Source organism: Rahnella laticis, assembly GCF_015644585.1.
In the GTDB taxonomy this organism is placed as follows: domain Bacteria; phylum Pseudomonadota; class Gammaproteobacteria; order Enterobacterales; family Enterobacteriaceae; genus Rahnella; species Rahnella laticis.
Genome location: NZ_JADOBI010000004.1, coordinates 246,948 through 260,684, shown reverse-complemented (window position 1 = coordinate 260,684; position 13,737 = coordinate 246,948). Strand labels below are relative to the sequence as shown.

The following is a 13,737-nucleotide window of genomic DNA, read 5'->3' as shown; positions in this document are numbered from 1 at the left end:
AGGTGAAGCTCCGTTGAAATGTAATGTTATGCAACTGAAAACATAGCAGCTTTCCGTGTTTACAACCCCGCGCCACCTCCCAGAGTTTTACCCGAAACGAAATGTCACGCCGCAACCGGCAGCCGGATAACGCCAGAGGGAAAACGCCTCGTCGCAGCAGACAATCCGGCAGGTGCCGCACTCCAGGCAGCCGTTGGGATCAAAGGTGATTTCTCCGGCTTCGTTCATCCGGTAAAGCCCGGCCGGGCAGGCATTCAGCAGGATCTTCAGCGCACTTTGCTGCGCGTTGCCGGCCACCACAATGTGGGCGGTATTTTCCGGCTGATAGTGATTTTTGGCGAGTTTGTCATTCAGGTTCACAGGCTACGCGCTCCTTTACGCAGGTCTTTCAGTAACTGCCACAACCCGGCGCGACGGGCATGACGCCAGAGTAGGCGGCGAAGCGGCACGGACGGTTGTTCGCCGACGTGAAAAAGGCTGTGCAGCAGATCAGCGGAAAGTTGCGGATAGCGGCTGAACGCATGCGGCGAGCTGAGTAAATCGGCGGGCAAATGGCGGTATTGCGTCATCAGCGGCCACAGCGCGCTGCGCTGCAAATGCTCGCGGTATTGGTAAAGTGAGGCGGCGCTGAAATCGTTGTTCCGGTGCGCATGAATCAGCGTTACGGCCGCGGCCTGCGCAGACATCATTGCCAGATCCATTCCGCGAACCGTGTGCCCGGCATTCAGACAAAAACCGGCGCAGTCACCGGCAACCAGCCAGCCATCGCCGGACAGCGGCGCCAGGGCATTCAGCCCGCCTTCGGGGATCATGTGCGCGCTGTATTCCATGACTTCAGCCTGTTTAAGCAACGGGCGCAGGGCGGGATGTTGTTTGAAGTCGTCAAGCATCTGCGGCAGGCTGCGTGCACTGTCGCTGAGCTGAGAAAGGTTGCAGACCACGCCGAGCGAGAGAGTGTCTCGATGGGTATACAGAAAACCGCCACCGACTTTTCCTGCGGTCGGCTGCCCCGCAAACAGCCATGCGCAGCCCTGATCGCCTTCCAGCCCGAAACGTTCTTCCAGCTTTTCACGCGGCAGCGCAAGCACCTCTTTTACGCCCGTTGCCATGTTTTCCGCAGAGGGTTTTGGCGACGCGAGACACTGTTGCGCCAGAAGGGAATTTGCCCCTTCCGCCAGAATAACGGCGCTTGCAGTCAGATGGTCATCGCCAATCCTGACGCCGGTCACGCGGTTCCCTTGCTTCATCAACCCTTCGACCTGCGTATCCGTAATGCACTGCGCACCGGCGAGCTGCGCCTGTTCCATCAGCCACGGGTCAAACCGCGCACGCAATACGGTCCATGAGCAGGCGGCGTCAGCCGTCTGCCGGTGATCCAACGTTGTCATGCTGTCGCCTGTCAGCAGCGAGAGCCTTTCCTGCGTTACGCGGCGTTCAAGCGGGGCGCTTTGCGCGAAATCGGGCAGGATTTGTGAAAGGGTGTGCGTGTAAATGCGCCCGCCGGAACTGTTTTTGCTGCCCGCCTGTGCGCCTCTTTCCAGCAAAATAACACTGAGCCCCGCGCGGGCTAACAGCAACGCACTGGTGCAACCGGCTATTCCGCCGCCGACGATGATGACGTCACAATCATTTTCCTGCATCTTCTTCAGTCCGTTGAAAAGTGAGGAAACCAGAATAACAATCCGGCAGTTCCCGTCATTGATTTTGAGCAGGACTGGCGTTGTCGTATATTATCTGCTGCATTCGCCACGACAGATAAGTGAAACTCCATGAACAATTTCCAGCTTGAAAAGCTGATTAACCAGAAACTGGATATCAGCAACTACAAAGATTATGCGCCGAACGGTTTGCAGGTCGAAGGCCGCAGCAATGTGCAGCGCATCGTGACCGGCGTGACGGCTTCTCAGGATCTGCTGGATGCCGCTATCGCTGTTGAAGCCGATGCGATTCTGGTTCACCACGGTTATTTCTGGAAAGACGAACCGGCTGAAATTCGCGGCATGAAACGCAACCGTCTTAAAACGTTGCTGGCGACTGACACCAATATGTACGCCTATCATTTGCCGCTCGACGGCCACGCGGAACTGGGCAATAACGCGCAACTGGCGAAACTGTTTGGCATTACCGTACAGGGTGAAATCGCGTTGCTGCTGCCCTATGGCGAACTCGATACGCCGCTTAGCGGCAACGAATTCCGTCAGCGCATCGAAAGAATTCTGGATCGCAGCGTGCTGCACAGCGCGCAAAATGCACCGGCGGAAATCCGTCGTGTGGCGTGGTGTTCAGGCGGCGGTCAGGGCTACATTCAGAAAGCGGCAGAATTTGGCGTGGATGCGTTTATCAGCGGTGAGGTTTCCGAGCAAACCATTCACATCGCCCGCGAGATGGGGCTGCATTTCTTCGCCGCAGGCCATCACGCCACAGAACGTTACGGCGTGAAAGCGCTGGGCGAATGGCTGGCGGCGGAACATGGGTTAGATGTGATGTTTATCGACATCGATAACCCGGCTTAAATTTTCTTTTCGGTTGTTTCTCCGGCAATACTATTTTCTGAAACGCTGTCTTCCAGCAGCGTAAATGCCCGCTGTAATCCGGTATCCACTTCAGGGTCTGCACCCTGCGGTGGATATTTGCTTTCCTCTTCTTCTTCCCCGACGGGCTCTTCGTCTGTCTCTTCGATAACCGGTTCAACCACGTTTTCGGGGGCGGGCATGGTGTCCTGAATCATTTGTTCGTCAAACGCCGGATTCAGCGCCGGTGACAGCGGTGAACTGCTCAGGCTGTCCGGCATGGCGATGTGCGGAACGGGCGCATCGACCGCCATTTGCGTTTCTTCTTCCTTCTTCGACGTGCGGCTTAACGCCACAATGCCAGCGCCGCACAGCGCGAAAAAGGCATACAGAATATTGCCGCCCAGCGGCTGGATCAGCGCGCCAACGGCTAACGGCCCGATACAGGCACCGACGCCAAATGCCATCAGCAAACAGGCGGACAGCGAAACGCGCCGCTCCGGTTCAATCATGTCATTCGCCAGCGCGACCACCAGCGGATAGAGCGTGAACTGCATCAGGCTGACGATAAACCCGATGCCGAGCAGCAGCGGGAAAGAGATATGGCTGAACAGCGCCAGCGGCAGCGCCGTCAGCGCCAGCAAAATGGCGTTAATCCGCATCAGCATATTGCGGTTATAGCGGTCGGACAGCCAGCTCAGCGGGAACTGGGCCAGCAGCCCGGCGAAAATCGCCAGCGCCATAAACAGACCGGTTTGCTGCGTAGTGAGCGATTGCTGACTGGTGTAAATCGGTGCCATACCGTAGAACGACCCGACCACCATGCCGATGACCAGCGTGATCGCCAGCACTTTGGGAATGGCGCGGATGAAGAATTTCAGCTCCATCGGCGCGGGAGACATATGGCCGACGTTGGTGCGCGTGGTTAATGCAATCGGCACCAGACACAGCGCAAAACACAGCGCGATAACGATCAGCGTGCTGACGCCTAAATCGCTGTTGAGCATCAGAACGACCTGGCCGAGCGACATCCCGAGATACGACGCCACCATATAAAAGCCGAAGACCACGCCGCGCTGGTTCGCTTCGGCCTGATCGTTGAGCCAGCTTTCCAGCACCATATATTGCACCATCATGCACAGACCGATGATCAGGCGCAGCACCACCCAGACCGGGATAATATCCGTCAGGCCGTGACCGAGAACGGCGGCGGTGATAATCCCGGAACAGGATACGTAGGCGCGGATGTGTCCGACGCGGGCGATCAGGATATGGCCGACTTTGCCGCCAATCACCAGCCCGATGTAGTTCGCCGCAATGATGGCACCGATCATCGCGCCGCTGACGTTAATCGCCGACAGACGCAGGGAAATGTAGGTAGTGAGCAGGCCGGAACCCAACAGCATCAGTAATGTGGTGGTGTAGAGCGGAAAAAATAAGGCCAGTGGCTTTTTCACGACGTCTCCCTTTCATTTGTGGCGAAAGCGTTATCCAAACGCTAAAAAAAACAGCAACATTTCTGAGAGTAGCAGTTGATGGCGGCGGGGGAAACCCTGAAGCCGGGAAAGCACGGGCGGACAGGTTGACATGTCCGGTCGGTTTCACGCATAACAGAGAGTAAGTTTCGATTCATTGAGTTGCTGAATAACCTGATGATCCACAACCTTTCTTTAAGGAGTGCCTGAGTGCAACGAGCACGATGTTATCTGCTGGGTGAACGCGCAGTAGTGCTGGAGCTGGAACCGCCAGTGTCGCTGGCAAGCCAGCAACGGATCTGGGGGCTGACCCAGCGTTTGCAGGATCGCGCTGCCTATCCCGGCGTACGTGAAGTCATTCCTGGCATGAATAATCTGACCGTTCTTCTGACCGATGCCCAGAGTTCTGCGCTGGACGCGATTGAGCGCCTGCAAACCTGGTGGGAAGAGAGCGAGGCCATCGTGCCTGAATCGCGTTTAATTGAGATCCCTGTGATTTACGGCGGCGAGCACGGGCCGGATCTCGGGAATGTGGCGCGCCACACCGGCATGTCCGAGAGCGACGTTGTGGCACTGCATTCCGGCATTGATTACACCGTCTATTTTCTCGGTTTCCAGCCGGGCTTCCCTTATCTGGGCGGATTGCCGGATAAACTGGCGACACCGCGTCGCGGAGAACCGCGTCTGTCAGTGCCTGCCGGTTCCGTCGGGATTGGCGGCAGCCAGACCGGGATTTATCCGCTGGCCACGCCGGGCGGCTGGCAATTAATCGGCCAGACAACGCTTGCCATGTTTGACCCGCTGCGGGAACAGCCGACGCTGCTGCTGCCGGGCGACAGCGTGCGCTTTGTGCCACAAAAGGAGGGCGTATGCTGAAGGTTTTACGCGCAGGCATGTTGACCACGGTTCAGGATCCGGGCCGCAGCGGTTATCGCCAGCAGGGAATCAGCCAGTCGGGCGCGCTGGATACGCCCGCGCTGCGGATTGCCAATCTGCTGGTCGGCAATGACGAAAACGCCGCCGGGCTGGAAATCACGCTCGGCCAGTTCAGCGCACAATTCCACCGGGAAGGCTGGATTGCGCTGACCGGCGCAGGTTGCCATGCGCAGCTCGACGGCAAAGAAATCTGGACCGGCTGGCGTTACGCCGTCAGGCCGGGGCAAGTACTCACTCTTAAAACGCCGGTGCGCGGTATGCGCAGTTATCTGGCGGTGTCCGGCGGGATAGATGTACCGGAAGTGATGGGCTCGCGCAGTACCGATCTGAAAGCGAAGTTCGGCGGTTTTCATGGACGTCAGTTGCAGGACGGCGACGAACTGCCGACGGGCGACACGTATAATCCGCCTGAAAAATCCGGCGGGATTAAACAATTGTTATTCGGTAACCGTATCCGCGCGCTGCCGGGGCCGGAGTATCAGGAATTCAGCGCGCAATCCCGCGAAGAGTTCTGGCGCGCCGCCTGGCAGCTCAGCCCGCAAAGCAACCGCATGGGATATCGCCTGCACGGGCATGTGCTGAAACGCGAAACCGACCGCGAGCTGCTTTCCCACGGGCTGCTTCCCGGCGTGGTGCAGGTTCCGCACGGCGGCCAGCCGATTGTGCTGATGGCCGATGCGCAGACCACCGGCGGTTATCCGCGCATTGCCTGCGTGATCGAAGCCGATTTATACAATCTGGCGCAAATCCGCCTTGGCGAGCCCATTCACTTTGTGAAATGCACGCCGGAAGAAGCGCAGAAAGCGCTGCATGAGCAATCACGTTTTATCGAACAGGTGAAATGGGGGCTATATGGTCGTTGATCTGAATGCCGATCTGGGGGAAGGCTGCGCCAATGACGAGGCGCTTTTGCAGCTCGTCAGCTCGGCGAATATTGCCTGCGGTTTTCATGCCGGAGACGCACAGACCATGCAGCAGTCCGTGCGCTGGGCGCTGAAATACGGCGTGGCAATTGGCGCGCATCCGAGCTTTCCGGATCGCGAGAACTTTGGCCGGACGGCCATGCAACTTCCGCCGGAAACCGTGTACGCGCAGGTGGTGTATCAGCTCGGCGCACTCGCTGCGATCATCCGCGCCGAAGGTGGAAAAATGGTGCATGTAAAGCCGCACGGCATGTTGTACAACCAGGCGGCGACCGATGCGCTGCTGGCGGATGCCATTGCCCGTGCGGTGTATGACGTTGACCCGGCCCTTCGTTTAGTCGGGCTGGCGGGAAGCGAACTGATCCGGGCCGGTGAACGCCTCGGGCTGCAAACGCGGCAGGAAGTGTTTGCCGACCGGCGTTATCAGAGTAACGGCACGCTGGTGCCGCGCAGCCAGCCGGATGCGATGATTGAGAGCGATGAACTGGCGCTGGATCAGACGCTGGCGATGGTGCGGGAACAGAAAGTACTCAGCCGCGAAGGCGTCTGGGTTCCGGTGCAGGCCGACACCGTTTGTCTTCACGGTGATGGTGAGCACGCACTGACCTTTGCGCGCCGTCTGCGCGAAGCGTTTGGTGAGCAGGATATTCAGGTCAGCGCAGGCTGACTTCAGCAAAATCAGGGGAATACCTATGCGTAAAGTCTTAGTCACCGGTATCGAGCCGTTTGATGGTGAAAAAATTAATCCGTCCTGGGAAGTGGTGAAGCAGTTGGGCGATCTGGAGTTGTCCGGTGCGAAGATTGTGGTTCGCCAGTTGCCATGCGTGTTTGGCAAAGCTATCGACGCGCTGAATGTCGCTATTGATGAAGTGCAGCCGGAAATGGTGATTTGCGTCGGGCAGGCGGGCGGTCGCAGTGATTTCAGCATCGAACGCGTGGCGATAAACATCAACGATGCGCGTATCCCTGATAACGAAAACAATCAGCCAGTGGATGAGACGATTGTCGCCGACGGCCCTGCCGCGTATTTCTCCACCTTGCCGATCAAAACCATTGTGAACGGGTTACGCGAATCCGGTATTCCGGCTTCTGTCTCGCAAACGGCGGGCACCTATGTGTGTAATCACATTATGTATGGCCTGCTGCATCGTCTTGCCCAGCCGTCGTGCAAAGTGGTGAAGGGCGGGTTTATCCATATTCCTTATCTGCCGGAGCAGGCCGCGCGTCATCCGGGCGCGCCGAGTATGTCGGTTCACACGGTGATGAATGCGCTTGAGCTGACAATTGCCATCGCGCTGCATACCGAGCAGGATTTGCGGATTGCCGAGGGTGCGACTCACTGATGCCTGAAGGTCCTGAAATTCGCCGCGCTGCCGATTTGCTGGCAGCCGCGGTGGTGAACAAGCCGCTCACGGATGTCTGGTTTGCTTTCCTTAATCTGAAGCCTTACCAGTCCGCATTACGTGGTACCAAAATTACGGCGATTGAAACCCGCGGAAAAGCGTTGCTGACGCACTTTTCCAATGGCCTGACGCTCTACAGCCACAACCAGCTTTATGGCGTCTGGCGGGTTATTCAGGCCGGTGAAACGCCGAAGGAAACCAAACGTTCGCTGCGGGTAAAACTCGAAACCACGGACGCGGCGATCTTGCTGTACAGCGCGTCTGAGATCGGGCTTTACGATACAGCGGAAATTGAAAATCACCCGTTCCTGCAACGTATCGGGCCGGACGTGCTGGATGAAACCCTGACCGTCGCGCAGGTTCGTGAGCGGTTACTTTCGCCGAAATTCCGCAACCGACAGCTCGGCGGGATGTTGCTTGATCAGGCATTTCTGGCCGGATTGGGGAATTATCTGCGGGCGGAAATTCTGTGGCTGGCAAAATTGCTGCCCGACCATAAACCGAATGAACTGAATGACGCAGAGCTGGATGCACTGGCCGATGCCTGTTTGTCTGTCGCGCGTTTGTCCTACGCCACGCGCGGGACAATGGATGAAAATGTGCATCACGGTGCGCTGTTTCGTTTTAAAGTTTTCGGGCGGACGGGGAAACCCTGCGAGCGTTGCGGCGATCCGATTGAAAAGGGCAGCGTGTCTTCACGGCCATTTTTCTGGTGCCCGGTTTGTCAGGTGTGATGAAAACGTTGAAATGAAAAAGGCTCCCGCGGGAGCCTTTAAAGTCTGAGAAATCAGAACTTATTTTTTCAGCTGAGAATGGAAATCGCGTTTGTCGTAGCCGGTGTAAAGCTGACGAGGGCGGGCGATTTTGATGCCGTCCTGGTGCATTTCGCTCCAGTGAGCAATCCAGCCAACGGTACGCGCCATCGCGAAGATCACGGTAAACATGGACGACGGAATGCCCATGGCTTTCAGGATGATGCCTGAATAGAAATCGACGTTCGGATACAGTTTTTTCTCGATGAAGTACGGGTCGTTCAGTGCGATGTGTTCCAGCTCCATCGCCACTTCAAGCAGGTTGTCTTTCAGATCCAGCTCTTTCAGCACTTCATGACAGGTTTCACGCATCACTGTGGCGCGCGGGTCGTAGTTTTTGTAAACACGGTGACCGAAGCCCATCAGGCGGAAGGAATCATTTTTGTCTTTCGCACGCTTAACGAATTCCGGGATGTGATCCACGCTGCTGATTTCTTCCAGCATTTTCAATGCGGCTTCGTTTGCGCCGCCGTGCGCAGGTCCCCACAGGGATGCGATACCGGCTGCGATACAGGCGAACGGGTTAGCGCCAGAAGAACCGGCGGTACGGACGGTAGACGTCGAGGCGTTCTGTTCGTGGTCGGCGTGCAGGATCAGAATACGGTCCATCGCACGTTCCAGAATCGGGTTCACTTTATATTCTTCACACGGCGTGGAGAACATCATGTGCAGGAAGTTACCGGCATAAGACAGGTCGTTGCGCGGATACACAAACGGCTGGCCGATAGAGTATTTGTAACACATCGCGGCAACGGTCGGCATTTTGGACAGCAGACGGTAAGCGGCGATTTCGCGGTGACGTTCGTTTTCGACGTCAATGGAGTCGTGATAAAACGCCGCCAGTGCGCCGGTCACGCCGCACAGTACGGCCATCGGGTGAGAGTCACGACGGAAACCGTGGAACAGGCGGGTGATCTGCTCATGAACCATGGTGTGACGGGTCACATTGGTTTTGAATTCTTCGAACTGCTCCGGGGTTGGCGCTTCGCCGTTCAGCAGCAGGTAGCTGACTTCCAGGAAGGTTGACTCTTGCGCAAGCTGGTCAATCGGGAAGCCGCGGTGTAACAGAATACCTTCGTCACCGTCGATATAGGTGATTTTGGATTCGCAGGATGCAGTAGAGGTGAAACCGGGGTCATAGGTAAAAAGACCTTTTGAACCGAGGGTACGGATATCAATTTCATCCTGACCCAGCGAGCCGGTAAGCACGCTCAGTTCAATCGGGTCGTGACCTTGTAGGGTAAGTGTCGCTTTCTTATCAGCCATTTACAGTCTCCTTAGCGCCTTATTTTTAAAAATCAGTAACAACAGAAATGCCTGGAAGCGACGCCTTGAAAGGTCATTATTATTGTCAGCCTTAACTCTGCGATCGGATGGGGAGGGAACGTAGAGCTGAGTCGAATTGCAGTCTCAGACTGCTCTGTGACCAACAAGCGGCGTTTCATCGTTGTTAACGATTCGGTAAATCATTACTGTTCTGTCGCTCAGTACCTGTGAAGAGTATGAGGATTTACACAATCCCCACTTTTGCATAACTTGGGGCTACAGGGAAGACCCTGCATCACGATTGTGTGATCCACTGATTCTTCAGAGACTTTCACCTTTTTGGTGCGGTTGGTGTCAGCCGGTATGTGCTCAGTATCACAGTCCTATAGGGATAGCTCATATGTAATGGAAATGTTGATCAAATGTCAAACTAGATAATTTATTTTGTGCCTTTTATGGAAAATGAGAGCTAACTCACTGTTTAAAAGAAATGTGAATAAAGCATTTGTAGGGCAATTGTAATAAGAATGTGATCAACCTATACTCCTACAAGGTCTCCGGGCAATCCGAAGTAGGAGCACCCAGCATCATTTTCTTCGCCCTTCGCGCCACGGCGTTGTTGGCTGCATTTGTTCACCCCAGTCTCTTACTTATGTAAGCTCCCGGGGCTTCACAAACTTGCCGCCTGGCCGTAACACGAATGGCTTTGAAAATTGACTATCGCGCCGTTTAAGCACATCGGATGTCGTTGTTTGAGCGCGGGAGAAGTTGAGCTTTTAGCTCTGATATATCCAAGTAATTTGCGTTGCGGGAAGGCGGCAAGCGAACGAGTCCCTATGAGCTGACTCCAGTCAGTGATTAGGGTGAGTAAACGCAGCCAACGCACCAGCAGCGCAAAGAACGAAGGATAGATGCTGTCTGACATACTGCTCCGGGCCGGAGGAAGTAAAATAATAAGAGCTGTGTGGGCAAAACCGTGAAAAAACAAAGACCTGTCAATCTGGATCTGCAAACGATCCGGTTTCCCGTTACTGCGATAGCGTCCATCTTACACCGAGTCTCTGGCGTAATAACCTTCGTCGCCGTCGGTATCCTCCTCTGGCTGTTAGGTTTGTCTCTCTCTTCTCCTGAAGGGTTTGCACAGGCTGCTGCCATCATGAATAGCTTCTTCGTCAAATTCATCTTTTGGGGAATACTCACTGCGCTGGTCTATCACGTTTGCGGTGGCGTCCGCCACTTGCTGATGGATTTTGGCTATATCGAAGAGAGTTTGGCTGCCGGTACCCGTTCTGCCCAGGTGGCAATCGGTCTGACCGTCGTGCTGTCAATTCTGGCTGGAGTCCTCGTATGGTAAGCAACGTTTCTGCATTGGGACGCAATGGTGTGCACGACTGGCTGTTACTGCGTGCTTCCGCGATCATCCTCACCTTGTACATCCTTTATATTCTGGGCTTTGTGGTTCTGGCTCAGGAACTGACTTTTGATGTCTGGCATGGCTTCTTCTCTTCCTCCATCACGAAAGTATTCACACTGCTGGCATTGCTGTCGATTTTGATTCATGCGTGGATCGGCATGTGGCAGGTGTTAACGGACTATGTCAAACCGCTGGCCGTCCGACTGGTGCTGCAACTGGCCATCGTCGTCACGTTAGTGGTTTACCTACTTTACGGAACAATTGTTGTTTGGGGAGCGTAGTAAATGAATCTGCCAGTCAGAGAGTTTGATGCTGTCGTTATCGGTGCAGGTGGCGCCGGTATGCGTGCCGCGTTACAGATTTCACAACAGGGCCTGTCCTGCGCCCTGATTTCCAAAGTCTTCCCGACCCGCTCCCATACGGTGTCTGCTCAGGGCGGTATTACCGTTGCGCTGGGTAACACGCATGAGGATGACTGGGAATGGCATATGTACGACACCGTAAAAGGTTCCGACTACATCGGTGATCAGGACGCCATTGAATATATGTGTAAAACCGGGCCGGAAGCGATTCTGGAACTCGAACACATGGGATTGCCTTTCTCCCGTCTTGATGACGGCCGTATTTATCAGCGTCCGTTTGGCGGCCAGTCGAAGAACTTCGGCGGCGAGCAGGCGGCACGTACCGCGGCGGCAGCCGACCGTACCGGTCACGCCTTGCTGCACACGCTGTATCAGCAAAACCTGAAAAACCACACCACGATTTTCTCCGAATGGTATTCACTGGATTTAGTGAAAAACCAGGACGGCGCGATCGTCGGGTGTACCGCAATTTGTATCGAAACCGGTGAAGTTGTTTACTTCAAAGCCAAAGCGACCGTGCTGGCAACCGGCGGTGCAGGCCGTATTTATCAGTCCACCACCAATGCGCACATTAATACCGGCGACGGTGTGGGCATGGCATTGCGTGCCGGTGTGCCGGTGCAGGACATGGAAATGTGGCAGTTCCACCCGACCGGCATTGCCGGTGCCGGCGTTCTGGTCACAGAAGGCTGCCGTGGTGAAGGTGGTTATCTGCTCAATAAAGATGGCGAACGTTTCATGGAACGTTATGCGCCAAATGCCAAAGACCTGGCGGGTCGTGACGTGGTGGCGCGTTCCATCATGATCGAAATCCGTGAAGGCCGTGGCTGCGAAGGTCCGTGGGGCCCGCACGCCAAACTGAAACTCGATCATCTGGGTAAAGACGTTCTGGAATCCCGCCTGCCGGGTATTCTGGAATTGTCGCGTACCTTTGCGCACGTCGATCCGGTTAAAGAGCCGATCCCTGTTATCCCAACTTGTCACTATATGATGGGCGGCATTCCGACCAAAGTGACCGGTCAGGCGCTGCGTGTGAACGCACAGGGTCAGGATGAAGTGATCCCGGGCCTGTTCGCGGTCGGCGAAATTGCCTGCGTTTCCGTTCACGGTGCCAACCGTCTCGGCGGTAACTCACTGCTCGATCTGGTGGTCTTTGGTCGTGCAGCCGGTATGCACTTGCAGGAATCCATTCAGGAGCAGGGCGCAAGCCGCGATGCGTCTCAGGACGATATCGATGTGTCTCTGGAACGCCTGAACCGCTGGAACAACACCCGTTCGGGTGAAGATCCGGTGGCTATCCGTAAAGACCTGCAATCGTGCATGCAGAATAACTTCTCGGTCTTCCGCGAAGGGGATGCAATGGCGAAAGGTCTGGAAGAGCTGAAAGTAATCCGTGAACGCCTGAAAGGCGCGCGTCTGGATGATACCTCCTCGGAATTCAACACCCAGCGCGTCGAGTGTCTGGAACTGGATAACCTGATGGAAACCGCGTTCTCGACCGCCGTCTCCGCAAACTACCGTACCGAAAGCCGTGGCGCACACAGCCGCTTCGACTTCCCGGAACGTGACGATGCGAACTGGCTGTGCCACACGCTGTATCAGCCGGAAACAGAAAGCATGACCCGCCGTGAGGTGAACATGCAGCCTAAGCTTCGCGCGGCCTTCCCGCCGAAAGCGCGTACTTACTAGGGCGGAGCGGAGACAGATTATGAAACTCGAATTTTCGATTTATCGCTACAACCCGGACGTTGATGACGTTCCGTACATGAAAGATTACGTGCTGGAAGCCAAAGACGGGCGCGACATGATGTTGCTCGACGCGCTGATTTTGCTAAAAGAACAGGATCCTACGCTGGCGTTCCGCCGCTCATGCCGTGAAGGCGTGTGTGGTTCAGACGGCGTGAACATGAACGGTAAAAACGGCCTGGCGTGTATCACGCCGGTCTCGACATTACGTCAGGGCAGCAAGAAAATTGTTATCCGTCCGTTGCCAGGATTGCCGGTTGTGCGCGACCTTGTTGTGGACATGGGACAATTCTATAAGCAGTATGAGAAGATTAAGCCTTACCTGTTGAATGATGGGAAAAATCCTCCGGCGCGCGAACATTTACAGATGCCGGATGAGCGCGAAAAACTGGACGGATTGTACGAATGTATTCTCTGCGCCTGTTGCTCGACGTCCTGCCCGTCTTTCTGGTGGAACCCGGACAAATTTGTCGGTCCGGCAGGCCTTCTGGCCGCTTACCGTTTCCTCATCGACAGCCGCGATACCGAAACGCAACCGCGACTCGACGATCTGAACGATGCTTTCAGCGTATTCCGCTGCCACAGCATCATGAACTGTGTGAGTGTGTGTCCTAAAGGTTTGAACCCGACGAAAGCGATCGGGCACATCAAATCGATGCTGCTACAGCGGGGCGCCTGAGTTCTTAAGGTGATGCCATCAGCGGGAACTCAGGTTCCCGCTGTTATTTACCCGCTTTTGGTTTCGCTTTCTTTAGTTACAAATGCCGTAACTGAGGCTTTGATAGCAAATAAGTAATTTTTTAATAACAAAGTAGCAACAAGTGCAACAAAGTTGCGCCTGACAGGAGTAAGATAGCCGGGTAAAAATCAGGGGGATGGAAAAAAGGGAA

Annotated in this window: 15 protein-coding genes; 10 read left to right on the top strand and 5 right to left on the bottom strand. The window is 55.4% G+C overall.

The genetic code is table 11. The features are described from left to right. Positions 1-87: 87 nt before the first annotated feature. Complete coding sequence (locus IV433_RS10695; protein ID WP_195814181.1) at positions 88-360, bottom strand: ferredoxin family protein; 273 nt, start codon at positions 358-360, stop codon at positions 88-90. Then, a complete protein-coding gene (locus IV433_RS10690) occupies positions 357-1,649 on the bottom strand; it encodes an FAD-dependent oxidoreductase (protein WP_326838656.1) in 1,293 nt (430 codons plus the stop codon). The genes IV433_RS10695 and IV433_RS10690 overlap by 4 nt, the downstream gene beginning before the upstream one ends. A 120-nt stretch (positions 1,650-1,769) precedes the next feature. Between IV433_RS10690 and IV433_RS10685 the strand changes: the two genes are divergently transcribed. Continuing rightward, positions 1,770-2,513, top strand: a complete 744-nt coding sequence (locus IV433_RS10685; protein ID WP_195814179.1) for a type 2 GTP cyclohydrolase I — start codon at positions 1,770-1,772, stop codon at positions 2,511-2,513. Here IV433_RS10685 and IV433_RS10680 read toward each other — a convergent pair. After that, positions 2,510-3,967, bottom strand: a complete 1,458-nt coding sequence (locus IV433_RS10680; protein ID WP_195814178.1) for an MFS transporter — start codon at positions 3,965-3,967, stop codon at positions 2,510-2,512. The genes IV433_RS10685 and IV433_RS10680 overlap by 4 nt on opposite strands. A gap of 228 nt (positions 3,968-4,195) precedes the next feature. Between IV433_RS10680 and pxpB the strand changes: the two genes are divergently transcribed. From pxpB to nei, 5 genes are read left to right on the top strand one after another with little or no spacing between them, the layout of a single operon-like run. Further along, a complete protein-coding gene (gene pxpB / locus IV433_RS10675; RefSeq protein ID WP_195814177.1) occupies positions 4,196-4,861 on the top strand; it encodes a 5-oxoprolinase subunit PxpB in 666 nt (221 codons plus the stop codon). After that, positions 4,855-5,784 carry a 5-oxoprolinase subunit PxpC gene (gene pxpC, locus IV433_RS10670; RefSeq protein ID WP_195814176.1) on the top strand — a complete coding sequence of 310 codons (930 nt, stop codon included), beginning with the start codon at positions 4,855-4,857 and terminating at the stop codon, positions 5,782-5,784. Before pxpB ends, pxpC begins: the two co-directional genes overlap by 7 nt. Further along, positions 5,774-6,511, top strand: coding sequence for a 5-oxoprolinase subunit PxpA (gene pxpA, locus IV433_RS10665; protein ID WP_195814175.1), 738 nt, complete (start codon positions 5,774-5,776; stop codon positions 6,509-6,511). Before pxpC ends, pxpA begins: the two co-directional genes overlap by 11 nt. A 25-nt stretch (positions 6,512-6,536) precedes the next feature. Further along, complete coding sequence (pcp, locus tag IV433_RS10660; protein WP_195814174.1) at positions 6,537-7,187, top strand: pyroglutamyl-peptidase I; 651 nt, start codon at positions 6,537-6,539, stop codon at positions 7,185-7,187. After that, complete coding sequence (gene nei / locus IV433_RS10655) at positions 7,187-7,981, top strand: endonuclease VIII (RefSeq protein ID WP_195814173.1); 795 nt, start codon at positions 7,187-7,189, stop codon at positions 7,979-7,981. Before pcp ends, nei begins: the two co-directional genes overlap by 1 nt. Before the next feature lie 60 nt (positions 7,982-8,041). Here nei and IV433_RS10650 read toward each other — a convergent pair whose 3' ends face one another. Both IV433_RS10650 and IV433_RS10645 read right to left on the bottom strand, forming a co-directional pair. Further along, on the bottom strand, positions 8,042-9,325 hold the full coding sequence (locus IV433_RS10650) for a citrate synthase (protein WP_152326489.1): 1,284 nt from the start codon (positions 9,323-9,325) through the stop codon (positions 8,042-8,044). 670 nt (positions 9,326-9,995) lie between these two features. Continuing rightward, positions 9,996-10,250 carry a hypothetical protein gene (locus IV433_RS10645; RefSeq protein ID WP_195814172.1) on the bottom strand — a complete coding sequence of 85 codons (255 nt, stop codon included), beginning with the start codon at positions 10,248-10,250 and terminating at the stop codon, positions 9,996-9,998. A 39-nt stretch (positions 10,251-10,289) separates the two neighbouring features. Between IV433_RS10645 and sdhC the strand changes: the two genes are divergently transcribed. Genes sdhC through IV433_RS10625 form a run of 4 tightly spaced genes read left to right on the top strand, consistent with a single transcriptional unit; the run spans position 10,290 to position 13,526 of the window. Next, entirely contained in the window at positions 10,290-10,679 is a 390-nt protein-coding gene (gene sdhC, locus IV433_RS10640; RefSeq protein WP_195814171.1) for a succinate dehydrogenase cytochrome b556 subunit, read from the top strand. After that, positions 10,673-11,020 carry a succinate dehydrogenase membrane anchor subunit gene (gene sdhD / locus IV433_RS10635; protein ID WP_152326490.1) on the top strand — a complete coding sequence of 116 codons (348 nt, stop codon included), beginning with the start codon at positions 10,673-10,675 and terminating at the stop codon, positions 11,018-11,020. Before sdhC ends, sdhD begins: the two co-directional genes overlap by 7 nt. Positions 11,021-11,023: 3 nt before the next feature. Then, a complete protein-coding gene (gene sdhA / locus IV433_RS10630) occupies positions 11,024-12,790 on the top strand; it encodes a succinate dehydrogenase flavoprotein subunit (protein ID WP_195814170.1) in 1,767 nt (588 codons plus the stop codon). A 19-nt stretch (positions 12,791-12,809) separates the two neighbouring features. After that, on the top strand, positions 12,810-13,526 hold the full coding sequence (locus IV433_RS10625) for a succinate dehydrogenase iron-sulfur subunit (RefSeq protein ID WP_195814169.1): 717 nt from the start codon (positions 12,810-12,812) through the stop codon (positions 13,524-13,526). Positions 13,527-13,737 lie beyond the last annotated feature (211 nt).

Excerpts from the sequence above, each read along its gene's own strand:
- IV433_RS10685 (WP_195814179.1), top strand. The coding sequence starts at position 1,770 with ATGAACAATTTCCAGCTTGAAAAGCTGATTAACCAGAAACTGGATATC.
- pxpC (WP_195814176.1), top strand. The coding sequence starts at position 4,855 with ATGCTGAAGGTTTTACGCGCAGGCATGTTGACCACGGTTCAGGATCCG.
- pxpA (WP_195814175.1), top strand. The coding sequence starts at position 5,774 with ATGGTCGTTGATCTGAATGCCGATCTGGGGGAAGGCTGCGCCAATGAC.
- pcp (WP_195814174.1), top strand. The coding sequence starts at position 6,537 with ATGCGTAAAGTCTTAGTCACCGGTATCGAGCCGTTTGATGGTGAAAAA.
- nei (WP_195814173.1), top strand. The coding sequence starts at position 7,187 with ATGCCTGAAGGTCCTGAAATTCGCCGCGCTGCCGATTTGCTGGCAGCC.
- IV433_RS10650 (WP_152326489.1), bottom strand. The coding sequence starts at position 9,325 with ATGGCTGATAAGAAAGCGACACTTACCCTACAAGGTCACGACCCGATT.
- IV433_RS10645 (WP_195814172.1), bottom strand. The coding sequence starts at position 10,250 with ATGTCAGACAGCATCTATCCTTCGTTCTTTGCGCTGCTGGTGCGTTGG.
- sdhD (WP_152326490.1), top strand. The coding sequence starts at position 10,673 with ATGGTAAGCAACGTTTCTGCATTGGGACGCAATGGTGTGCACGACTGG.
- sdhA (WP_195814170.1), top strand. The coding sequence starts at position 11,024 with ATGAATCTGCCAGTCAGAGAGTTTGATGCTGTCGTTATCGGTGCAGGT.
- IV433_RS10625 (WP_195814169.1), top strand. The coding sequence starts at position 12,810 with ATGAAACTCGAATTTTCGATTTATCGCTACAACCCGGACGTTGATGAC.